Annotated in this window: 21 protein-coding genes and 2 tRNA genes; 10 read left to right on the plus strand and 13 right to left on the minus strand. The window is 32.8% G+C overall.

Annotated elements, in window-relative coordinates; translation table 11 throughout:
* Positions 1-12 precede the first annotated feature (12 nt).
* The 5 genes from IW20_RS04620 (at position 13) to IW20_RS04640 (ending at position 5,536) form a co-directional block, all read left to right on the plus strand.
* Entirely contained in the window at positions 13-840 is an 828-nt protein-coding gene (locus IW20_RS04620; RefSeq protein WP_035619443.1) for a sterol desaturase family protein, read from the plus strand.
* A gap of 122 nt (positions 841-962) precedes the next feature.
* The gene (locus IW20_RS04625) at positions 963-1,241 is read left to right on the plus strand and encodes a DUF2805 domain-containing protein (RefSeq protein ID WP_035619445.1); all 279 of its coding nucleotides are present in this window, start codon (positions 963-965) and stop codon (positions 1,239-1,241) included.
* A gap of 113 nt (positions 1,242-1,354) precedes the next feature.
* On the plus strand, positions 1,355-3,214 hold the full coding sequence (locus IW20_RS04630) for a M61 family metallopeptidase (RefSeq protein WP_035619447.1): 1,860 nt from the start codon (positions 1,355-1,357) through the stop codon (positions 3,212-3,214).
* A 120-nt stretch (positions 3,215-3,334) separates the two neighbouring features.
* The gene (locus IW20_RS04635) at positions 3,335-4,045 is read left to right on the plus strand and encodes a DUF4369 domain-containing protein (protein WP_035619448.1); all 711 of its coding nucleotides are present in this window, start codon (positions 3,335-3,337) and stop codon (positions 4,043-4,045) included.
* 231 nt (positions 4,046-4,276) lie between these two features.
* A complete protein-coding gene (locus IW20_RS04640; RefSeq protein ID WP_081912433.1) occupies positions 4,277-5,536 on the plus strand; it encodes a hydroxymethylglutaryl-CoA reductase in 1,260 nt (419 codons plus the stop codon).
* 67 nt (positions 5,537-5,603) lie between these two features.
* Here IW20_RS04640 and IW20_RS04645 read toward each other — a convergent pair.
* The 7 genes from IW20_RS04645 to idi all read right to left on the minus strand — a co-directional run bounded on the left by IW20_RS04645 (position 5,604) and on the right by idi (position 8,711).
* A tRNA-Thr gene (locus IW20_RS04645) sits at positions 5,604-5,677 on the minus strand.
* A 115-nt stretch (positions 5,678-5,792) separates the two neighbouring features.
* Positions 5,793-5,866, minus strand: a tRNA-Thr gene (locus tag IW20_RS04650).
* Between the two features lie 77 nt (positions 5,867-5,943).
* Entirely contained in the window at positions 5,944-6,210 is a 267-nt protein-coding gene (locus IW20_RS04655) for a hypothetical protein (protein ID WP_035619450.1), read from the minus strand.
* Between the two features lie 56 nt (positions 6,211-6,266).
* Positions 6,267-7,235: a type I phosphomannose isomerase catalytic subunit gene (locus tag IW20_RS04660; RefSeq protein WP_035619452.1), complete on the minus strand. Its 969-nt coding sequence runs from the start codon at positions 7,233-7,235 to the stop codon at positions 6,267-6,269.
* 65 nt (positions 7,236-7,300) lie between these two features.
* A complete protein-coding gene (locus IW20_RS04665; protein ID WP_035619454.1) occupies positions 7,301-7,759 on the minus strand; it encodes a peroxiredoxin in 459 nt (152 codons plus the stop codon).
* Position 7,760: 1 nt separating this feature from the next.
* Positions 7,761-8,171 (minus strand): 6-pyruvoyl trahydropterin synthase family protein, encoded by a 411-nt coding sequence (locus IW20_RS04670; RefSeq protein WP_035619456.1) that lies wholly within the window; start codon positions 8,169-8,171, stop codon positions 7,761-7,763.
* A gap of 12 nt (positions 8,172-8,183) precedes the next feature.
* Complete coding sequence (gene idi / locus IW20_RS04675) at positions 8,184-8,711, minus strand: isopentenyl-diphosphate Delta-isomerase (protein WP_035619458.1); 528 nt, start codon at positions 8,709-8,711, stop codon at positions 8,184-8,186.
* A 288-nt stretch (positions 8,712-8,999) separates the two neighbouring features.
* Between idi and msrB the strand changes: the two genes are divergently transcribed.
* The 4 genes from msrB (at position 9,000) to IW20_RS04695 (ending at position 12,727) form a co-directional block, all read left to right on the plus strand.
* The gene (gene msrB, locus IW20_RS04680; RefSeq protein WP_035619460.1) at positions 9,000-9,560 is read left to right on the plus strand and encodes a peptide-methionine (R)-S-oxide reductase MsrB; all 561 of its coding nucleotides are present in this window, start codon (positions 9,000-9,002) and stop codon (positions 9,558-9,560) included.
* Positions 9,561-9,564: 4 nt separating this feature from the next.
* Positions 9,565-10,173 (plus strand): peptide-methionine (S)-S-oxide reductase MsrA, encoded by a 609-nt coding sequence (gene msrA, locus IW20_RS04685; RefSeq protein WP_035619462.1) that lies wholly within the window; start codon positions 9,565-9,567, stop codon positions 10,171-10,173.
* 125 nt (positions 10,174-10,298) lie between these two features.
* The gene (locus tag IW20_RS04690; protein WP_035619464.1) at positions 10,299-11,717 is read left to right on the plus strand and encodes an aminopeptidase P N-terminal domain-containing protein; all 1,419 of its coding nucleotides are present in this window, start codon (positions 10,299-10,301) and stop codon (positions 11,715-11,717) included.
* Between the two features lie 50 nt (positions 11,718-11,767).
* Positions 11,768-12,727 carry a quinone oxidoreductase family protein gene (locus IW20_RS04695; RefSeq protein WP_035619466.1) on the plus strand — a complete coding sequence of 320 codons (960 nt, stop codon included), beginning with the start codon at positions 11,768-11,770 and terminating at the stop codon, positions 12,725-12,727.
* A 231-nt stretch (positions 12,728-12,958) separates the two neighbouring features.
* Here IW20_RS04695 and IW20_RS04700 read toward each other — a convergent pair whose 3' ends face one another.
* The 3 genes from IW20_RS04700 to IW20_RS04710 all read right to left on the minus strand — a co-directional run bounded on the left by IW20_RS04700 (position 12,959) and on the right by IW20_RS04710 (position 16,462).
* On the minus strand, positions 12,959-14,047 hold the full coding sequence (locus tag IW20_RS04700) for a DUF6630 family protein (RefSeq protein ID WP_035619468.1): 1,089 nt from the start codon (positions 14,045-14,047) through the stop codon (positions 12,959-12,961).
* 42 nt (positions 14,048-14,089) lie between these two features.
* Positions 14,090-14,788, minus strand: coding sequence for an SMI1/KNR4 family protein (locus IW20_RS04705; protein ID WP_035619469.1), 699 nt, complete (start codon positions 14,786-14,788; stop codon positions 14,090-14,092).
* Between the two features lie 114 nt (positions 14,789-14,902).
* Positions 14,903-16,462, minus strand: coding sequence for an NAD(P)/FAD-dependent oxidoreductase (locus IW20_RS04710; RefSeq protein WP_035619470.1), 1,560 nt, complete (start codon positions 16,460-16,462; stop codon positions 14,903-14,905).
* Positions 16,463-16,733: 271 nt separating this feature from the next.
* Here IW20_RS04710 and IW20_RS04715 point away from each other — a divergent pair, with 271 nt between their 5' ends.
* On the plus strand, positions 16,734-16,973 hold the full coding sequence (locus IW20_RS04715) for a hypothetical protein (RefSeq protein WP_035619471.1): 240 nt from the start codon (positions 16,734-16,736) through the stop codon (positions 16,971-16,973).
* 83 nt (positions 16,974-17,056) lie between these two features.
* Here IW20_RS04715 and IW20_RS04720 read toward each other — a convergent pair whose 3' ends face one another.
* The 3 genes from IW20_RS04720 to recQ are packed head-to-tail and all read right to left on the minus strand — an operon-like array spanning position 17,057 to position 20,445.
* Positions 17,057-17,476, minus strand: coding sequence for a hypothetical protein (locus tag IW20_RS04720; protein WP_051885557.1), 420 nt, complete (start codon positions 17,474-17,476; stop codon positions 17,057-17,059).
* Between the two features lie 5 nt (positions 17,477-17,481).
* Entirely contained in the window at positions 17,482-18,240 is a 759-nt protein-coding gene (locus tag IW20_RS25275; protein WP_051885559.1) for a hypothetical protein, read from the minus strand.
* Positions 18,241-18,249: 9 nt separating this feature from the next.
* Positions 18,250-20,445: a DNA helicase RecQ gene (gene recQ, locus IW20_RS04730; protein ID WP_035619472.1), complete on the minus strand. Its 2,196-nt coding sequence runs from the start codon at positions 20,443-20,445 to the stop codon at positions 18,250-18,252.
* Positions 20,446-20,515: the final 70 nt, after the last annotated feature.

Below are 20,515 nucleotides of genomic sequence, written 5' to 3' on the forward strand. Positions count from 1 at the left end.
AACACTTCTGCCATGAATGAAATTATTTCCTATTTCAGCACAATTCCATCTTTACACAGGAGTCTGATTCTTGTAAGTGGAATTACCATCTTCTGGATGATAGAAAACACTTTCCCTCTTTTTAAATTTAATTATAAAAAATGGAATCATGCTGGCATTAATTTCTTTCTGACATTTACCACAATTGTCATCAATTTTGTATTAGCATTTATACTACTACAAACAGCAGATTGGGCTATCAGGAACAATTTTGGGATTCTACAATGGCTTCCCGAAATCCCCTTATGGCTATATACAATTGTCGGATTATTACTATTAGACTTAATCGGCGCATATCTAGCCCATTTTACAGAACACAAGATAAAATTTTTATGGCGTTTTCACCTTATTCATCATACCGATACTTGGATTGACACTACAAGCGGAAATCGACATCATCCTGGAGAAAGCATCATCCGGTTTATTTTTACAACTTTTGGTGTTCTAATTGTAGGAAGTCCGATGTGGATGGTTTTCCTATACCAAACACTATCTGTTATATCAACTCAATTTACCCATGCAAACATTTCATTACCCAATAAACTCGATTATTTTTTGAGCTATTTTATTGTTTCCCCAAATATGCACAAAGTACATCATCATTATATGTTACCTTATACTGACAGTAATTATGGAAACATTTTCTCGATTTGGGATCGTCTTTTTGGGACATTTATGTTTTTGCCAAAAGAAGAAATTATCTACGGCATTGACACACACATGAACCCTAAAGAACATAATAATTTGAAAAATTTACTCCAAATTCCGTTTCAAAAACAACGTTCGCCAAAAAACAGTTAAAATCCATAAAAAAAACCAACCATAAGCAACGAAGTAATTATTTTTTTTACTAATATTGATATGTAAATTGAAAATCAATATATTATTAATCATTAACCCCTATTTGAATTAATTTTCACGTGATGAAAAAGAGTAACCGTAAAGAATTGACCTGGGAACAAACAGAAAAACTTGTTGCATTGGCCCTAGAAGAAAAGAATCCTTTTGAAATTATCAAAAAAGAATTTGGACTGGCAGAAAAAGAGGTTTTAGAAATTATGAAAAAGAAGATGCCTACAGAGAAATTTGAAATGTGGAAAAAGAAAGCTGTTGCTAATAAACCTAAGCCGAAACCTGTTAAGATAGATGATTTTGACGAAGATTTGGATGGAAAATATTATATAAAGAATAAATTAGACTAATCATAAAACTCCTGAAATAGGAGTTTTTTTTTACCCTTATAAATAATATCTGAATGTTTTTGTAACTTTTTTCAACTTATAAAGACCAATAACAAAACTAACTCAATAGAATAATGAAAAAAATAATAGTTACACTAGCATTAGCAGCTGTTTTTTTGGGATGTAAAACAGGTAGTTCTGCTACAGCCTCTGCAAAACCAGAAGTCGCAGTTAATATCAATCTTAATGATGTAAAAGACGACAAAGTTCTCGTTACAGTTACTGCACCAAAAATAACTACAGACGAAGTAACATATAGCATACCTAAAACTGTTCCCGGAACATACTCTGAGGACAACTACGGTAAATATATTGACGATTTAAAAGCTTATGATGCCAAAGGAGCACTTCTTACAGTAAAAAAGCTAGATGAAAACACTTGGTCAATATCAAATGCAAAAACATTAAAAACGATCACTTACTTAGTAAACGATACTTTTGACACCGAAAAAGGAACAGGTTTTGGTAATGATGATGTTTTCTCTCCTGCAGGAACAAATATCGACGCAGGCGTTAATTTCATGATAAATACACATGGTTTTGTAGGTTATTTTCAAGATAAACTAGACATTCCTTACAAAGTTACAATTGCACATCCTGCAAAACTTTGGGGAGCAACATCTATGACCGATGAAGACGCAAGCGACACTAGCGATGTATTTACAACATCTCATTATGCAGTTTTGGTAGAAAATCCAATAATGTATTCTAAACCAGATTACACCTCATTTGACGTAAATGGAATGGAAATACAAATAGCAGTATATTCTCCTACAGGAAAATTTACAGCAGAAAGTATTACTCCTGAGATGAAAACAATAATGACAGCTCAGAAAAACTTTTTAGGCAAAATAAATTCGACTAAAAAATACACTGTTTTACTGTATTTATCATCTATGAAACCAGACGACGCTCATGGATTTGGAGCATTAGAACATCCTACAGCAACAACAGTTGTTTTACCTGAAATGATGCCTAAAGATGAATTAGTAAAATCAATGAAAGATGTAGTATCTCACGAATTCTTTCATATCGTAACTCCATTGACTATTCACTCAAAAGAAATTCAATATTTTGATTACAATGCACCAAAAATGTCTGAGCATTTATGGATGTACGAAGGTGTTACCGAATATTTCGCAAACCTTTTCCAAATTAATCAAGGTTTAATCGACGAACCAGAATTCTATTCTCGCATTGCAGAGAAAATAGAGCATGCAAAAGCATTAAATGATACAATGTCATTTACAAAAATGAGTGCCAATGTATTAACACAACCATACAAAGACCAGTACTTAAATGTATACGAAAAAGGAGCACTTATTGGCATGTGTATCGATATTATTATTAGAGAGAAAAGCAACGGACAAAGAGGAATCTTAGATTTAATGCATAAATTATCGGATGAATATGGCGTTACAAAACCATTTAATGATAATGAACTTTTCGCTAAAATCACTCAATTAACTTACCCAGAAGTTGGTGAATTCCTAAACACTTACGTTGCTGGAACAACACCAATACCTTACGCTACTTATTTAGCAAAAGTTGGCGTAACTAACGCTGCCGAAAAAGTTCCTGGAACAATTTTCTTAAAAGGTCAAACTCCATATATCACGATAAACCCTGAGACAAAACAAATCATGGTTATACCAGAAATGGAATTAAATCCTTTCTTCAAAAGTCTTGACCTAAGAGGAGGAGATTACATACTTTCTATAAATGAAAAACCATATTCATTAGTAAACATATATGACTTAATTACAGAAAGTACAACATGGAAAGAAAATGACCCAATAACCGTTAAGATAAAACGTGATGGCAAAGATTTAACTTTAAAAGGTGTTGTTAAACTTCCTTACGAAGAAAAGAATACTTTTAAAGCGACAGATAATTCGAAACAAGCTCTTAGAAATACTTGGTTAAAAGGATAATAAGAAATAAAAACAAGAAAATCCCAATTTAGAAATAGATTGGGATTTTTTTATAAATTAAAAGTCGAGCATCGTTTTTTTAAAACTATTTTCTTTATTTTGCAGCAAAATCTATAAACAATGAAAAAAACTATTATTGCATTCGTTACCCTTGTTCTTTTAGCTTCATGTAACAAAAACGAATCAAAAACCAATTTGCATATTACCGGAAACATAAAAGGATTAAAGAACGGAACCTTATACATACAAAGAGTTGTCGATACTTCTCTAGTTGCTATAGATAGTATTAAAATTGACGGAAATTCTGCCTTTGAAGCAAACATCGAATTAAAATCACCAGAGATGTTATATTTATCTTTAGATCGTGGAGTAACTAACTCTTTAGATAACAACATATTATTCTTTGCAGAACCAGGCACTATTAATATTGATACAAATCTAGATACTTACCTTTCTAGCGCTAAAATTACTGGATCTAAAAACCAAGAATTTTACGAAGATTACAGAAAAATAAACTCTCGCTTTAATGACGAAAATCTTAGCTTAATTGAATCAAGATTTAAAGCAATAAAAAACAATGACCAAAAAACATTGGATAGCATAAATACAAAGCAAGAATCTAATATCAAAAGAAAATATTTATACGCTACAAACTTTGCCATTAACCACAAAGATTACGAAATAGCTCCTTATATCGCCTTATCAGAGATATATGATATCAATATCAAATACCTAGATACAATACAAAAATCAATGACTCCAAAAGTAGCACAATCACTTTATGGTAAAAAACTAACAGAGTACATTGCAAAAATAAAAAAACAGCAATAAGACCATAATACCAAATTGTAAATCAATATTTTACAACTATTTTTTTTATTGCACTTACACTAATCCTGTTTTTTAATAGAACAGGATTTTTTTATGTCTTTTTTTAAATTATTATTTTTTCAAATCTTAAACACTTGACAATTAGATAATTCCATTAAAATAAATCGCATTTTGAGATTTTATATTACTGATTTATAATAACTTAGCTTCATAATTTTAAAAAATAATCTTATGAAAAACCCCCCAAGTAACATCAGTCGTGCAAAGTATGATTTTATTGATTCATCGGTTATTGAAAAACTAGAATCCTATAATTCCAAACTAAGCCAAGAATCAGAGAAAGTACCCGCTCAAGATCCCTACACCTTAAACGGTCAAAAATTACGTTTAAATTTTATCCGTAAACAACTAAACACAAATGTTGACTATTTATCCGGAGAAAAAACTTTTAACAACAATGAGAGCCTAAAAGGTAACATCGAAAACTATATAGGAATGAGTCAAATTCCCACCGGAATAATCGAACCATTAGTAATAAACGGAAGTTCAGCTCAAGGAAGTTTCTATGTACCACTAGCCACTACCGAAGGCTCACTGGTTGCATCATACAACAGAGGCACAAAAGCCTGTAGAGAATCTGGCGCAATTACTACAATCACACTACAAGAAGGCGTACAAAGAACCCCAACTTTTAAATTTAAAAATTTAATTGATTTAGGAAAATTTGTAGCATGGGTATTAGAACATAAAGAAACCTTTTCTTTATTAACCCGGGAAACCAGTAATTATGCAATTCTAAATGACGTAGGAATAAATATAGAAGGAAATGTTCTCATTATAAGATTCGAATATACCTCTGGAGATGCATCAGGTCAAAACATGGTTACAATCTGTACAGACAAAATCTGCAAGTTCATCCTAAGCAATTGCCCTATCAAACCTATATTCTGGACAATCGAAGGAAACACATCTGGAGACAAAAAAGCAACTTCATTAACCACAAGAGTCCGAGGAAGGAAAATAACCGCTGAAATCACACTAAAAAGAGGTATTATTGAATCTGTACTAAAGATAACTCCAGAACTACTACAACAACAATGGAAAATAAGTACTTCTGGTTGTATAAAAGGCGGCACAATAGGCACCGCAATGCAAACAACTAATGCTCTTACCGCTTTGTTTATAGCATGCGGACAAGATGTAGCTTGCTCAAGCGAGGCATCTACTGCCATTACAAGAATAGAAATTGATGAAAATGGAGATTTATATTGCGCCATCACGATGCCAAACATAATTATAGGAACTGTTGGCGGCGGAACTTCATTTCCTACTCAAAAAGAATGCTTAGAATTAATAGACTGCTATGGCGCTGGCAAAAGTAGCAAACTAGCCGAAATAGCAGTTGCTTTATGCTTAACTGGAGAAATTTCTATTCTTGCAGCAATGGGTTCTGGTCAATTTACGGCAGCTCATCAAAAATTTGGAAGATAATTGCAACATATAATTGAGTATGGCACAAAAAAAAAACCATCATATTTCTATGATGGTTTTAACTCTGAGCCGGCGGAGGGACTCGAACCCACGACCTGCTGATTACAAATCAGCTGCTCTAGCCAACTGAGCTACGCTGGCGACTCATTACGGGTGCAAATATATAACTGTTTTTTGATTCTGCAAAATAAATTTAAACAATTTTTAAAAATATTTTTTAAACAAAAAAACCATCCTAAAAGGATGGTTTTTGCTGAGCCGGCGGAGGGACTCGAACCCACGACCTGCTGATTACAAATCAGCTGCTCTAGCCAACTGAGCTACGCTGGCGACTCATTACGGGTGCAAATATAAAGCGGTTTTTCGTTTTACCAAAATAAATTTGCACTTTTTTATCGTTTTTTTTACTACAATTCGTTGATTTTAGCAATCAATTGATTAGCAGTTTCTTCCAATTCAACATTGATTTGTTTGAAATGAGCTTTTTTATTTTCTACGTTCTTAGCGTTCACTTTTGTGATCAAAGTATCGAAAGCAGCAATAGCCTCATCGATTAAATTGTTAGTTTCTGTAGTTGGTTTTCCTGTAGTAGAAATTTCAAATAAGTAAACTGCTTCAATAATATCTCCTAAAACGTAGTTGATGTCTTTCTTTAAATTCTTAACGTTTGCCATTTTATTTTAATTTTAATTTGCGTTTGCAAAAGTACACATAATCTTTCTATTACCTGCTATGAAATGTAAATTTCTAAGATAGAAGCTTTTCCGTTGAGGATGAACTCATTCAAAGCAGCTGGAACTAATACCGTATCTCCTTTTTTATATGTCAATTTATTTCCGTCATATTCTATTTCAAAAGAACCTTCGATACACATATAGACCGTAAAAGTTTCTCTATTTTTATTCACCTCAACCTGACCATCTAACGGAATAAAATTTGTGGTGAAATATGGACAATCAACCACAACATTAGATTCATTTGTTATTTTCTGATACTCCTTATAAGTATCTACCTTATTATAGTTAATAGCATCTAGCGCTAAATCTACATGCAATTCTCTTTTATTTCCTTGCGCATCTACTCTATCAAAATCATACAAACGATACGTAATATCCGATGTTTGCTGAATTTCGGCAACAACCAATCCTGCTCCTATGGCATGAACTGTTCCTGTTTCCAGAAAGAAAACATCTCCAGGTTTAGCTTTTACATCGTCAAGAATAGAAACGAGTGTGTTATTATTTAGATTCTCAAGATATTCTTCTTTACTAGAATCTTCCTTAAAACCTACAATAATCCTAGCATTTTCATCTGCTTGCATCACATACCACATTTCCGTTTTACCAAAAGAATTATGACGTTCCTTTGCCAATTTATCATTAGGATGTACTTGTATCGAAAGATCTTCGCGAGCATCAAGATATTTAAAAAGCAACGGAAATTGTTTCCCGAATCGCTCATGAACTTTTGTTCCTAAAATTTCATTTGGAAATTCTTCTATTATATCTGCTAGCGATTTTCCTTTTAAACTTCCGTTTGCTACAATACTTATATCCCCTTCAACAGTAGATAATTCCCAGCTTTCGCCAGTAATCTTAGAAGTGATCGGTTTATTTAATACGGTTTTTAATTTTTCGCCTCCCCAAATTCTGTCTTTCAAGATTGGGTCAAACTGTAAGGGATATAATTGTGGGGTCATTTATATTATATATTTCATACAGATTCATGTTATTCATGAATACTATATATTATTATTCTTTTAATTTATGATACTAATTCTTTAATCGCTTCTAGTGCCTTAGGAATATGCTTAGCAGCTATCATACTATCAAATATCAGGATTATAACTCCATTTTTATCAACAACATAAGTAACTCTTCCTGGCAGTAATCCAAGCAATCCAGACGGAACGCCAAAAAGTGTTCTTATCCTTTTATCAACGTCTGAAAGAAGGATAAAAGGCAAATGATGTTTATGAGAAAATTTTTGATGAGAATCGACACTATCACTACTAATACCAATTACCTCGGCTCCTAAAGCTACAAAATCTTCATATTGATCTCTAAAGCTACAAGCCTCTGTGGTACAACCAGGCGTATTATCTTTAGGGTAAAAATAAATAACCAAAGGTTTACGACCAAGTACATCTTTACTCTCAAACACCTCTCCATTAGCATCTTTAGCTGTAAAATTCGGGATAACATCCCCTACTTTTAATGACATTTTATTCTCCTTTATAGGTTACAAAATTGCGAGCAGTTTCATATAACACGATTTCTAAATCAAAATCGGGATTAATCTTTTTTCTAATTTTATTCCAAATCACTACTGCAATATGTTCTGCAGTTGGATTTAAATCTTGAAATTCTGGTACATCAAGATTAAGATTTTTATGATCAAATGGCAATTCTACTTCTTCATATATAATATCAGCCAGTATTTTTACATCTATCACAAAACCTGTTTCAGGATCAACTTCTCCAGTAACACTTACTGTTAAGTCATAATTATGTCCATGAAAATTGGGGTTATTGCATTTCCCAAAAACGGCATCATTTTTCTCCAACGTCCAATCTTTTCTGTACAGCCGATGGGCAGCATTAAAATGTGCTTTTCTTGATATCGTTACTCTCATGTAGGTTTTGGTTTAAATTTTATGGTCTTCTAAAAAATGATAAAACTCGTCAAAAATTATTTTGAACCAAACAGTGTAAATCTCAGGATGTAATTGCATATCGGTTTTTACATCTTCTATTTTCATCCATTTCCAAGCTTCAACTTCTTCAGTATTTATAATAGGTTCTTGATTATAATGTCCAATCATAACGTGATCCAGTTCATGCTCTGTTAATCCGTTATCAAAAGGAGCTTTGTATATAAAATGAAAAAGTTCTTTAAGCGGAGTTTTAAAACCCATTTCTTCAAACAATCTTCGACTTCCTGCTTCGATATTAGTTTCGCCATCTCTCTGGTGACTACAGCAAGTATTAGTCCAAAGTAACGGCGAATGATATTTATGATGCGCGCGTTGCTGCAACATAATCTCATTATTATCATTTAAAACAAAAACCGAAAATGCACGATGCAAAACCGCTTTTTCATGCGCTTCCATTTTTGGCATCAACCCTATTTGCTCATCATTTTGATTAACTAATATTACTTTTTCTTCTATCATAATTGGTATTAAACACACAAAAATACGAAAAAAGAAATTGCTTTAAGGCCTAGAAAAAGTTTGTGAAAAGTTTAACGAGCCTACCATTCATTAAAATTTTAATTTTATATCATGATTACGAGCATATTAAAGACATGACAATAACAATCTCATCTTTTAAAACTGAAAATGCATTTTATTCGTAAATAGTAATAGTTAAAACTCACTTAAATATGTATCCTTTTGTAAAATGCACGACAATTTACAAATTCAAGATATTTTACTTTTACAACACTAAATCAACTTATTATGAAAACAAAAATTCGTTTTTTAAGCTTATTATTTTTGCTTCCGCTATTTATATTTCAAGCTTGTGGACAAAACAAAAAAGAACAATATACCTCTACAAAGAATAATCCCATGGAAAAGAAAATTAGTAAACCAAATAATCCATATTATTCTAATACCGACACCACAAAACTAAATCTTACAGATGCACAGTGGAAAAAAGTATTACCTGAAGATGTATATGAAGTAATGAGACATGCTGACACCGAAAGACCCTTTACAGGAAAATACTGGAACACCGACGAGAAAGGAACATATTATTGCGCAGCTTGCGGAAACAAACTTTTTAGATCTGGAGCCAAATTTTCAAGCAGCTGCGGATGGCCAAGTTTTTTTGAACAAGAAAATAAAAAAAGTACAACCTATAAACAAGATAACTCTTTAGGTATGGAAAGAACCGAAGTTCTTTGTGGCAGATGTGGCGGACATTTAGGTCATTTATTTGATGATGGTCCTGCTCCAACAGGAAAAAGATACTGCATGAATTCTATCGCTCTTGATTTTGTACCAGATAATAAATAACAATATGAAAAATACAATTTTAATCTGTCTTTTAATCCTATCTTTTAATGGGTTTGGACAAGCAAAAAAACAACCTAATTACGATACCATCACACTTGGCGGTGGCTGTTATTGGTGTGTCGAAGCAGTTTATGAAAATTTAAACGGAGTAAAATCTGTAGTATCGGGTTTCTCTGGAGGAAAAACTATTAATCCGAGTTATGAAGAAGTATCAACCGGAAAAACTGGCTTTGCCGAAGTAGTTCAGATTACCTACGACAAGAACGTAACAAGTCTGGACGAGATATTTAAAGTATTCTTTACCGTACACGACCCTACAACCTTAAACAGACAAGGTGCCGATGTAGGAACACAATATCGTTCGGTTATTTTTTATAAAAACGAAGAACAAAAAAATGCAGCAAACAACATTATCAATGCATTAAAAAAAGCAAAAGTATATAACGACCCGATTGTAACTGCCGTAGAACCATTTACAAAATTTTACAAAGCCGAAGATTATCATCAAAATTATTATGACAACAATAAAAACCAACCTTATTGTAAAATGGTAATTCAGCCAAAAATAGAAAAGTTCGAAAAAGTCTTTAAAGACAAATTAAAAAAGAAATAATTATTAATTCACTAAGCCGCTTATGAAAATGAGCGGTTTTTTTTATTTAATATTCAAAGCCAAAATTTTGTAATTTGCATCAATCTATTAAGAACCAGAACCTTTTAACCAAACCACGAAAAAAAATGAAGCACGTATACCTATCCCTCATATTCCTGCTGCTTTTTAATTACAATCACGCTCAGGAAAACTTACCCACAGATTACCTTACTAAAGAATTTCATAAAGGACGAAGAGAAGCTTTTAGGAGCTTAATGCCTGCAAATTCAGTAGCAGTAATATTTTCCTATCCCGAAAGAAAATTCTCTAGAGACATAAGCTATAATTTCCATCAAAATCCCGATTTGTATTATTTAAGTGGCTACAAAGAACCCGATGCCGTTTTATTACTATTTAAAGAAATGCAAGGAACTAGCGAAACTGCTTACAATGAAGTTTTATTTGTTAGAGAAAGAAATGCAAATCATGAAATGTGGACAGGAAGACGATTAGGTACCGATGGAGCTAAATCTAAATTAGGATTTACAACCACTTACAACGGAAAAGATTTTAAGGATTTCCCTATTGACTTTAAAAAATTCGACAAAATAATTTACGATAAAATCCCAACCGACATTGGCAAAGACACAAGTGGTTTTGACCTTTTCGGATTACTAGAAACATTTAAAACAAAAGCAGCAATTACGAATGATGATACAGCTTCTCTAATATTATTCGAAAACATTACAGCAACACTTCGCGAAATAAAAACACCCGAAGAGATTGATTTAATGCGTAAATCCGTTAAACTTTCCTGTATTGCTCACAACGAAGTCATGAAGGCAATAAATATCGATATGAGCGAAAATGAAGCCGATGGAATTCATGCTTATATTCATCGAAAATATGGAGCCGAAGGAGAAGGTTACCCACCAATTGTTGGTGCCGGAGCAAATGGATGCATCCTGCATTATGGCGAAAACAATAGCACCAAAATAGACAACCAATTATTATTAATGGATGTAGGTTCCGAATATCATGGCTATTCAGCCGATGTTACCCGAACAATTCCTGCAAACGGAAAATTTACCGAAGAGCAAAAAGCAATCTATCAATTGGTATACGATGCACAAGAAGAAATTTTTAAAATTTGTAAAGAAGGAACTCCACTTGCAGATTTAAACATCAAAGCTAGAGAAGTTTTAGCCAAAGGATTACTGAAATTAGGAATCATCAAAGACTTAAAAGAAGTAAGCATATATTACCCACACGGATGTTCTCATTTTCTTGGTCTAGATGTTCATGACAAAGGAAATTACAGAGGGCCAACAAGCCTACTTAAAGAAAACATGATAATTACAGTCGAACCAGGAATATACATACCAGCAAATAGCAAATGTGATAAAAAATGGTGGAATATAGGCGTTCGTATCGAAGATGATATTCTTATAAAAAAAGATACCTACGAAAACCTGTCAATTGATTCTCCTAGAAAATGGCAAGACATTGAAAAACTAGCTTCACAAAAAAGTAAATTCAACGAATTTAACTTACCAAAAATTTAATCCAAAAACGATTTCCACAATAAATATTTCACAGCTACAATTAAATAAAAATGAAAGCATTAACTTTTTCTACTTTTGGTAATTCCGATGTACTTGAATACATCGATATTCCAAATCCACAATTAAAACACGACGAAATCTTAGTCGAAATGAAAGCCATCGGATTAAATTTTGCCGATGTATATCGTCGAAAAGGAAACTATCACCTTAAAGGAAATCCCCCTTTTATAGCTGGTTACGAAGGATCAGGAATTGTAGTAAATACAAACAATCACTCCGAATTTAAAATTGGAGACAGAGTAGCTTTTGCCGATGTTCCTTTTGCAAATGCTGAACTTGTTGCTGTAAATATTAACCATGTAATTCCGTTACCAGAAGCAATCGATTTTGAAACTGGAGCTTCTATTTTACTACAAGGACTTACAGCCCATTACCTCGCCACCGATAGCCATAAAACACTAAAAGGAGAAACCGTTATTATTCATGCAGTTGCCGGAGGAGTTGGACAATTCCTAACACAAATAAGCAAACTTTTAGGCGCAACCGTAATTGGTTTAACCTCATCACCCGATAAAGCAAAAATCGCTATCGAGCAAGGAGCCGACCATGTATTCTTATACAATGATAATTGGAAAGCAGAAGTTTTTAAAGTAGTCCCAAACGGTGCCGATGTAGTTTACGATAGCATAGGCAGCACCTTAAATGATAGTTTCGAAGTAACCAAAAATTGTGGTCAAGTCGTATTTTTCGGAATGGCTGGCGGCGATCCTGAACCAGTAGATCCAAGAATGCTCATGGATACCTCTAAAACATTAACAGGAGGAGATTTATGGAGTTACTTAACCACCAGAGAAGAAAGAACAAAAAGAGCCTATCAGTTATTTACATGGATTACCGAAGGCAAAGTTTCGTTAGCTACACCTACATCTTTTAAATTATCCGAAGGAAAGCAAGCACATGATTATCTAGAAAGTCGTAAAAGTACAGGGAAAATAATTTTGATTCCGTAAATAATCTGGGCGTGCCACCAATATAAAAAGGGGCTGACTATTGCATCGCTTAGTCGCCCCTTTTTATATTGCTGTCGGGCTTTCACTGCTACTTCGGTAGCTTAGCTCTATCCCTCACGCGTAAACAGTATTCAGTCTCAGTTTTCACAATAATACTTTTACAGACATTTATTAAAGTTTAAAACTTTGACAAAGGTTATATAAAACAATTCATGAATTCGTAGCGACAAGTTACAACTGTTCAACCTCAATTTTAGTCAATTCAGACAACTCTAAAATTCTGGCAACATCATTTTTATTTGCTACAAAAAACAAATAATTATCTCCGTGCGTATCGTAACTCATTAATTCAAAACCTCTTTTTTCTAAAGCCGACTGTATGTAAGGAAACAAATCATGACTATAGGTTTCTTCCGGATAATCGAAATTAAGATCTTCGCCTATCATTTCTGAGATAAAGGCTTCCGCATCTTCAGGATCAAATTTCCAGTCGCTGTTCCAGGCATCGATAATTTCAAAAAAAGCCCAATGACCTTGCACTATTTCATGATATTCTGTATGCCCTTTTTTAAAATTCTTTAAAAGTTTTTTCGATTGCTTCTGAACTAATTTTTCATCTACATCTCCTCTGGAAACCAATTTTATAAACTCTTCAAAAGTTTCCTGTGTAACCTTATCTTCTGACAATAAATTTTCTTGTGAAGGAAGCACGACACTATCAGGTATTTCAATTTCCATATACTGACAAATCCCTTGTAAAACTCTTTCAAACTCTTTGAATCCTATTTTCTGAATTTCATTTTTAGGATTATTTATATCTATATATTCAGTTTCTAAAATTCCTTTTGTATAATCTAAAAAATAACTGTTATTATACAAAATTCTAAAATCATTTGTCTCTAAACTATTAGTACAACAAAAGAAAATGACAAAATTATGCAAGATATGTTTTACATATTTTTTCGCCTCAGGAGTTGGCTCAGAATAAAATTGAATATGAATATAATCGTATTCTAATCCTTCTTGTATCGTTTCTTCCGAAAGCACACCGATATCAATCTTTTTATACAATTCGTTTAAAACCTCATACACATTCTTGAAACCACTTTTCTTGATTTCTTCCCTCCCTTCTTCATGGTCAAACGAACTCGGGAATGAATAAAAATTTACAGAAATAGTATCATGAACCCCTTTCATTTTAAACTCAACACTATTCACCTCATTATACAAATAAGAGTAAATAGAGAATATAACATCAAAAGAAACAATTGATTTTGGATCGTTATTTCTACCAAAAAAATTAGAAAAGAAATCTTTCATTACAATTTATTAAGTGGTTTAATTTTTAGGCTTTAATAATCGTTAATTGTCTGAATATTCAAAACTAGTATCCATTTTATCAAATGGGATGATTTCAACTAATATCTTTTTTAACTCAACATCGCTTAACAATCCTCTTTTAGTTTCTTTTGCTTTAGGCAACAAGATTTCATAGTCTATAATTTCTCGATTAAATACAGTCTGCAAAACATCATTTTGCATATTCGTTAGATACTTTTTATGAGTTTTTAGAACCTTCTCCAGATTATCTTTAAATTCCTCATCACTTACATCATTGTAAACATCCTGATCAGACATATCTGTTAAGAGCATTCTAAAAATAAAATCTTGCATATTCTTCGCTAGATAATTTACTTCATTCGCATCATGCCAAACAAAAACTACAGGATGTTCTCCATTATTTTCTTCACTTAAAAAGAAACAATAATGATCTCCAGCACCGCTTTGGCCGAATGGTATAAATTTGAATTCTTCTTTTATCTGACGATAATCTTCAGGATCCAAAAACTCTTCTATTTCTTCATTTACATTATTAAGATTAAGCAATTCAAAATCGTAAGAATGCAAAAGTAACGGAGGATTTTCTTTTAATTTAGGATAAACGGTTAAATACCAATCAGGACCATATTCTCCAACATTAAGCATTCCATCTAGAGAGAGTTCCTTATAAATAATTGGATATGTAAATCCGTACTTAGCTTCAATATCTAATAACATCATAATATGTATTTTAAAAAAAATTGCTTGGCAACTAAACTGTAATCTAAAATTACAATTTAACTACCAAGCAACTAAAATAACAATATTTTTACCGCTATATAGACATCTAGCAAATTATTTCAAAGTTTCAGCAATCATCAAAGCACATTTTTCACCATCAATAGCTGCCGATATAATTCCACCAGCATAACCCGCACCTTCACCGCAAGGATACAATCCTTTTATTTGTAAATGTTCGTAAGTTAACGGATCTCTCGGAATTCTTACTGGTGAAGATGTTCTGCTTTCTGGTGCATGAAGAATCGCTTCATTAGTTAAATAACCGCGCATTGATTTACCAAATTCAGAAAAACCTTCACGTAATATTTGAGATAAGAAACCCGGAAAAACCTGTCCCATTTCTACCGAAGTAGTTCCAGGAACATAAGACGTTTTAGGAATATCCGATGAAACTTTATTTTGAGTAAAATCGACCATACGTTGTGCCGGAACTTTTTGTGTTTCTCCAGCCAAATGCCATGCTTTTTGTTCGATACTTTTCTGAAATTCCATTCCAGCCAAAGCTCCGAATTTAGCAAAAGGTTTAAAATCTTCTAATTTCAACTCGATTACAATTCCAGAATTGGCTGTAGCCTGATCCCTTTTAGACGGAGACCAACCATTCGTAACCACTTCGCCAGGACTTGTAGCACAAGGCGCGATTACACCACCAGGACACATACAAAAAGAATACATCCCTCTTCCTCCTACTTGTTTCACAATAGAATATGGTGCCGGAGGCAAATGTTCCCCACGATAATCACAACTATACTGAATACTATCTATTAAAGATTGAGGATGTTCGGCTCTTACGCCCAAGGCAAAAGGTTTAGCTTCGATAAAAATTTTCTTTCTATCTAATAATTCAAAGATATCACGAGCAGAATGTCCCGTTGCCAATATCAATTTATTAGCATTAATCGTATCCCCTTTTTGAGTTACAATTCCTTGAACTTCATTATTTTTCACAAGAATATCAGTTACACGAGTCTCAAACAAAACCTGCCCACCGCATTCAATAATTTTTTCTCGAATATCCTGAATAATCTTTGGTAATTTATTCGTTCCTATATGAGGATGCGCTTCTACCAAAATATCATCAGAAGCCCCAAAAGCAACCAATAATTCGAGAATTCTGGTTACATCCCCACGTTTTTTAGATCGTGTATATAATTTCCCGTCAGAGTATGTTCCTGCTCCACCTTCTCCAAAACAATAATTAGAATCTTCGTTTACAAAATGTTCTGTATTTATTGCTTTTAAATCTCGTCGGCGACCACGCACATCTTTTCCTCTTTCTAGAACAATTGGTTTTAAACCTAATTCTATTAATTGCAAAGCGGCAAAAAGTCCTGCAGGACCAGCACCAACAACAATTACCTCTTGCGCTCCAGATACATTTTTATATTCCGGAAGCTCGATATTAGTAGGCTGAAAAACTTCATTTTGCAAATAAATATTCACCTTCAAGTTGATTTTTATAGCTTTTTGGCGCGCATCAATCGAGCGTTTTAAGATAGTTATATGCTGAATTTCATTTGGTGAAACTTTTATTTGTTTCGACAAATGTTCTTTTAGCAATAACTCATTTGCTGCTATTTCGGGCGATACTTGAAGTAAAAGTTCTCTTGGCATTTTGTTTTATTTATTCAATTAGCTTTTCTATTTATGAAAAGAACGTGCAAAAATAACATTTTGAACTGATATTATGTATTTACTGTAAAATTTGCAAAGCTTTATTTTTTAATCTCGCAAAGACGCAAAGTCGCCAAGTTTTTTATTTTCTTTGCGTCTCTGCGTCTCTACAGAAAAAAAACTCAGAATCTTAGCATCTCAGAACCTCAGAACCTATTTTTCAAAATAGACTTTGTACCTTTGCCTCACTGAAACTTTGTACCTATAAATAATGTCAAGAAAAATAAAATTAATATGGGATTTTCGTGGTCCAGCTTCCGCAAAAACCGCAGAACATCATGAGATTCATTTAAAAGAATTTATAGCTATCGAAAAGCTACCTTTAAATATAACTGGATTTACAATACTAAACGATATGTACGCTATTGCCTATATGGTTGTAACCGATGAAAACATGATTCAGGTTCGCGACGCTTTAAAACCACATCGCGGAGAAGTATTTCCTGAATAAACTCTAAATAAAAAAATCCAAGTTCCAAAACCAATCGGCTTTAGAATTTGGATTTTAGATTTTTTAAATAATAATCTGAGGCATTATTCTATATCCAGTTTGTAATCACTAAATATATAGGTATCATTCTTTTTACCTCCCAATTTTATACTTTTGAATTCGACAGACTCTTTATCTTTTACTTCATAAGTATAAATATCTATATCTTTATTTCCTTCCATAGCTTCATAAAACTTACCATCTTCAGTCCACCATTTCCCCTTTTCAGTAAAAGTTTCAACTTCACAATCTTGTTTTGCAGTAAACATAATCATATAAGTTCCATCTGCAAATCTTTGTTGGATCCAGTGTTTTTCGACTCCTTCTATTTGTCTGTCTTTTTCAAAACCTTTCCAAATACCAACCAACTTACTGTCTTGCTCTTTTTTATCGACTGAAAAACCAAAAATAAAAATTGAAAATAATACCAAAGCAACTATTTTATATAATGTTGTTGTTCTCATAATTATTAATTTGTAGTAGGGATTTCTATCGTTTTAATATAATCATTTAGATATATAAACATAAAAGAGTCGACTTGTTTATCCACCTTAAATTCGGCATCTTTCTTCTTTAATGATTCATTTTCTTTTCCAGTACCAGCACTACCTGTTCGAAACCCATCATTAGAGAGATTAGACTCAATTATCATATCTCTAAACTCTTTTGCTTTAAGTTTATATTCATCAGTCTTTTTAAAATATTTAAAATATCCTTTTTTAAAACTTCGAAATTCATCTCCAGTCATTTTTTTCGACTTTATACTGACTCCATTTTTTATTTCAATTAGATTATAATTCTCATAAAGAGAACTATAACCCATATGAACATATTCTATTATTTTTCCTGATGGACAAATTAACAATCCCGAATAAAAATCACATTTAAAATTGGCATTTGACCCAAAAATATCTTTATAAATTGATGTCAAAAAGAAAGAACTTTTGCCATTATCATTTTCTTTTCTATCCTCTTTATAGATATTCTCAACAACAAGATTTCCATCTAAAAATTTAAAATAAGCAATATAGCCTCTCCAATTTGCAGTAGAAAGGCTCGTTATTAAATTCTCCGGAATGGGATGGTTCTTAAAATATCCTTCTAAAGGATTGCCTTGTATCACTAAAGTATCTTTTTCAATAATTAAATAATCCGGAACCTGAGCAGTTGCAAATGATTTAATTGATGTCAAAAAAAACAAAGCAATAATTATTTTCAAAAATCTCATAAATAACTTCTAGTTCGCTACTTCGCTAATAAATTTTATTCGCATAAGGCGTAATTCATCGATATCATACTCACCATCAAATTCTTTAAGAGCATCTTCTATTTTATCAGATTCTGACTCCATAAAGTATTCATGGATTTCTTCTTGCTGATCCTCATCAAGCATATCGTCTACCCAATAGTTAATATTAAGTTTTGTTCCAGAATATACAATTTGCTCCATTTCTTTAATCAAAGCATCCATCGAAAGCCCTTTTGCAGAAGCAATATCATTAAGTGATAATTTACGATCGATGTTCTGGATAATGTATAATTTATTTACCGAGTTAACTCCTGTAGATTTTACAACTAGATCGTCTGGACGAATAATATCATTCTCCTCAACATACCTATTTATTAAGGCAACAAAATCTCCTCCGTATTTTTTTGCTTTTCCTTCTCCTACTCCATGTATATTATACAATTCAGCAATAGAGATTGGATATTTTAAAGCCATATCCTCTAATGAAGGGTCTTGGAAAACCACAAATGGAGGAACACCTAATTTCTTTGCAACTTTTTTTCGTAGTTCTCGTAACATTCCCATCAAAACTTCATCGGCAGTACCTCCAGATTTTGATGCTGTTACTATAGCTTCGTCTTCACTTTCATTATATTCATGATCTTCAGACATCATAAACGAAACTGGCTTTTTAATAAAGTCCAATCCAGCTTTTGTGATTTTTATGACTCCGTAAGTTTCAATATCTTTTGATAAGTATCCTGCAACTAATACCTGACGAAGTAATGCCATCCAGTATTTCTCGTCATGATCTGAACCTGACCCGAAATAAGATTGCGAATCTGTTCTATGTGCTTTTATAACTGCATTTACACGACCTATTAATGTAAATACAATTTCTTTGGATTTATAGATATGTTTAGTATCGCGTACAATTTCTAACAATTTCACCACTTGATCTTTGGCTTCAATTTTAGTTTTTGGGTTACGAACGTTATCATCCATATCTGCACCTTCGCCTGTTTCGCTGTCGAATTCTTCTCCGAAATAATGAAGCAAGAACTTTCTACGTGACATTGATGTTTCGGCGTAAGCCACAACTTCTTGCAATAAAGCAAAACCAATTTCTTGTTCGGCAACTGGTTTACCAGACATAAACTTCTCTAACTTTTCTACATCTTTATAAGAGTAATAAGCTAAACAATGTCCTTCGCCTCCATCACGACCTGCACGACCTGTTTCCTGGTAATAACTTTCGAGTGACTTTGGAATATCATGATGAATTACAAAACGAACATCGGGTTTATCGATTCCCATCCCGAAGGCAATAGTTGCAACAACAACATCTACATCTTCCATCAAGAACATATCCTGATGTTTTGCTCGTGTCTTTGCATCCAATCCTGCATGATAAGGAACAGCACTAATACCGTTTACTTGAAGAACCTCTGCAATTGCTTCTACCTTTTTACGGCTTAAACAATATATAATTCCAGATTTTCCTTTGTGCTGTTTTATAAAACGAATAATATCCGATTCTATATTTTTTGTTTTTGTACGAACTTCGTAATATAAATTTGGTCTGTTAAACGACGCTTTAAAAGTATTAGCATCGGACATATCAAGATTTTTTAAGATATCTTCTTGAACCTTTGGAGTAGCGGTTGCAGTAAGACCAATAATTGGCACATCACCCAACTGTTTAATAATATGTTTTAGATTTCTGTATTCAGGTCTAAAATCATGTCCCCATTCTGAAATGCAATGCGCTTCATCGATAGCGACAAATGAAATGGGTACGTTTTGAAGAAATTGAACATATTCTTCTTTGGTTAACGATTCGGGAGCAACATATAATAATTTTGTCAAACCAGAAGTAATGTCTTTTTTTACTTGAGCAATTTCTGTTTTGGTAAGTGAAGAATTCAGAACGTGAGCAATTCCGTTTTCTGAAGAGAGACTCCGAATAGCGTCTACCTGGTTTTTCATCAAAGCAATTAAAGGAGACACAACTATCGCTGTTCCCTCCTGAATTAAAGCGGGTAATTGGTAACAGAGTGATTTCCCTCCACCGGTGGGCATTATAACAAAAGTATTTTTTTTATCGAGTATACTTTTTATAACCTCCTCTTGCAATCCCTTAAATTGGCTAAAGCCGAAATACTTCTTTAATTCTTTATGTATTTCAATTTCGTTTGAATTCATTCTTTATTTTATGGTATTTTGTATAAATTTGCATCAATAAAGATACAACTTTCTTTTACACTTACAAATT

Source organism: Flavobacterium hydatis (assembly GCF_000737695.1).
Taxonomy (GTDB): domain Bacteria; phylum Bacteroidota; class Bacteroidia; order Flavobacteriales; family Flavobacteriaceae; genus Flavobacterium; species Flavobacterium hydatis.